Source organism: Campylobacter concisus, from assembly GCF_902460705.1.
Lineage (GTDB): Bacteria > Campylobacterota > Campylobacteria > Campylobacterales > Campylobacteraceae > Campylobacter_A > Campylobacter_A concisus_Z.
Map to the genome: position 1 here is coordinate 617,265 of NZ_CABPUP010000001.1, position 3,175 is coordinate 620,439.

Genomic DNA, 3,175 nt, shown 5'->3' on the forward strand with positions numbered 1-3,175 from the left:
CAAACACCTAAATTTCTCTTTATTAAATTTTGCCAAAGAGAATAACTTTACCCTAAGAGATGATAAAGACTCGGCTATGTTTGATATAAAGCTTCGTCTAGCACATGGTAATAATGTAGTGCCTACATCAGCATCAAGTTCAGGTCTTACTCTTACAATAAACAATCTCATCATTGAAAACGAAGATGGTAAGGCAAGTGAAGATATAGATAAGATATATCTTCATCACTGCTTTGATAAAAGTATATATGAGAGTATATCTTTAGTAAAAAATGAAGACTCAGATATCAAGAACTCATATACAGCTACATTTAATATCCCAATAGACAAAGAGAATAAAGGAGATACTAAATTTATACTTTATTCAAGTGATCTAAGTAAAGTTTATAGCACTAAAGATATTCATGCTCACTCTGATACAGCTGTAATATCTTTAGGATATCAAGATAAGAGTAGCTCTAACTTTTGCTATAGCAATAAGGTCTCGTTAAGAGATATAACAGATCATATAACAAATGTAATCTCTGGTAGTGAGTATCCATTTAAGACAAATGAGCCAATAAGCTTAAAGGCTATATATAAACAAGAAAAAGGTAGTAAGAGATATAAAGAGATACTTTGGGGATATAAGGTCATAAAAAGTAAAGAGTATGATGAGCTATCCAAATCAAATCCAAAAGATGTAGTAGGCTTAAAAGATCAAAAAGGTAAAGAGATAACATTTAAAATTTCAGATGTTATACAAAAAGATGATCTAGATAAGCTAAAGCAAGGTAGTCATACTATAGTATTTTTTGCATATCTTGAAGGTGATAAGGATAAATTTAAGTTTTATACAAGATATGGCAAAAATCATATAAGAATAGATATAAAGATACCTCTATATATTAAATTTAAAGATGATAAGCTAGTTATATATGAGTTTGAGCATACCATAAAAGAGAAGGCATTTGATGCTAGATTAAAGCTTAGTGATAATAAAAACGATGCTTTAATAAAAAATGATAATTACTTATATATAAGCAAAGATATCTCATCAAATGAGATAAATATATATGAAGATGATAAGCTAAGCAAAGAGCTAAAAAGTGATGAGAAGACAAATAAGAGCTATCAAATTTATGCAAAAGAAGAGAGCTCTAGCAATAATCAGTCTAATATAGATAAAGATGATAAGCTTGGTATAAATTTATTAAATAAAAAGGATATGGATAAATTTATTAACTCTTTTAATGAATCAAAGAGTTTAACTAGAGTAGATAGTGGTATGTGGGAAGATGGTGATGAGGGGATAAATGTTTTAATAGAGATTAAAGATTATCCATTTACACTAGATATGCTAAAACAAGTATTTACCAATATAAAAACAAATCAAGAATATATCTTACAAGAAATGGTAGATGAACTAAATAGAAGAGATGATGATGGAATTCAAATGTATGTAAAATATAAGCTTAATACTAGAAATAGATTAGAACATTTTTTTGGGCAATGCTTTGTAGAGGCAAAGACAACAAAAGGTGATTTTACTTTAGAAGAAGAGTTAGAAAAATTTACAGAGAATAATATAATTAGCTATAGAGGCAAAGCCAGATTAGAAGAAGCCAAAAAACTATATCCACAATATTACGACAAGACAGACCCTTCAAAATGGGCAAGATTTGTTGGTAACGCTATGTACTCTGATCGTGGAGAGGGTTATTTGGGCAATGATGGTGGCGATGATGGATTTAATTTTAGAGGTAGAGGAATTAAGCAACTTACTGGAAAATTTAACTATAAAGATTTCAACAAATATGCGCGTAATAATTATTGGCTAGATGAAGAAGTAAATTTTGTAAATTCACCAGATTTATTAACTTTAGATGGAAAATATGCTCTAGTTTCTGCTGCATATTTTTGGACTCTAGAAAGACCAAAACCTAAAAAATATCGTCTTTATGAAATAGCCGATGAAAGCAAAGCGGATTCGGATAATAGTGATATAGTAGAGCGCATAACCACTGTTATAAATCCACAAAAACTTGGGCTAGAGCGTAGGAAAGAGGCGTATAAACGTATCAGAGATGCAAATATATTTAAGATGTTTCAGTAAGGATGTAGGATGAAATTTAAAAGCATATTGTTAGCCCTAATTGCTAGTTTAAATTTAAACGCTTTTGAACCTTTAAGCCCTGAAAATGCTATCAATAAATTTAGTAATGATTTTTACCAACTAAATGATTATGATTCAAGCCCTTGGAGGGATTATGGCACAAAGAGTAAACCAAGCTTTGCCTGCTATGACACCAAAGGAAAGTATAAATTTAAAAAATACTCTTTAGAAGACTTTATATGCCAGTCAGACTATAACTCTTTTAGAGATAACTATTTTAGCGATCTTTATAATCTAATAGTAAAAGAAAACCCAAATTTAAAAGAAAAGGCTCAAAAGATAGCTAGAGAAAGGATAAAAGATAGTAAAAAAGAGTGCATTAGATACTCAAAAAAAGAGTATGACTATAGCTTTATCACAAGGTCAGCATTTTTTGTATCTGAAAGTATCTATTGTGTAAAGAATTTCTATAGAGAGTATACTGCCAAGCTAGCTTTAATACTTTATGAAAATGATAAAGAGCTTTTTAAAAGAATTTATGGCAAAGATTATGAGAAATTTAAGGAGGTTTTTGAAGACACCTTAAAGTATGTACCAATAGAAAATAGTAGCGCACCAAGAGATGCAAAAAGAGCTGAAATAAATAACGAATTTTTGCAAAAGTACAAAATTTACCACTATGATGCCGATTATCCACAGATAGATGACCTATTATATATTGTGCTCGTGCAATACTCCCTAATAGACAAAAATGGTCATTTGATTTTGCCTGAGAATAGAAAAGAGGAGTAGTATGACTACTTCTCATCACTTCAAATTTCTCCTCGTCCAAAAACAAACACCTAAATTTCTCTTTATTAAATTTTGCCAAAGAGAATAACTTTACCCTAAGAGATGATAAAGACTCGGCTATGTTTGATATAAAGCTTCGTCTAGCACATGGTAATAATGTAGTGCCTACATCAGCATCAAGTTCAGGTCTTACTCTTACAATAAACAATCTCATCATTGAAAACGAAGATGGTAAGGCAAGTGAAGATATAGATAAGATATATCTTCATCACTGCTTTGATAAAAGTA

The 3,175-nt window shown here is 30.1% G+C and carries 2 protein-coding genes; both read left to right on the forward strand.

Annotated features, from left to right (window positions below; all coding sequences use genetic code 11):
• Positions 1-2,095, forward strand: a 2,095-nt coding sequence (locus tag F3G75_RS03005) for a glycoside hydrolase family 19 protein (RefSeq protein ID WP_410470363.1), incomplete at its 5' end; no start/stop codon positions are given.
• Positions 2,096-2,104: 9 nt separating this feature from the next.
• Positions 2,105-2,887, forward strand: coding sequence for a hypothetical protein (locus F3G75_RS03010; protein WP_149716505.1), 783 nt, complete (start codon positions 2,105-2,107; stop codon positions 2,885-2,887).
• Positions 2,888-3,175: the final 288 nt, after the last annotated feature.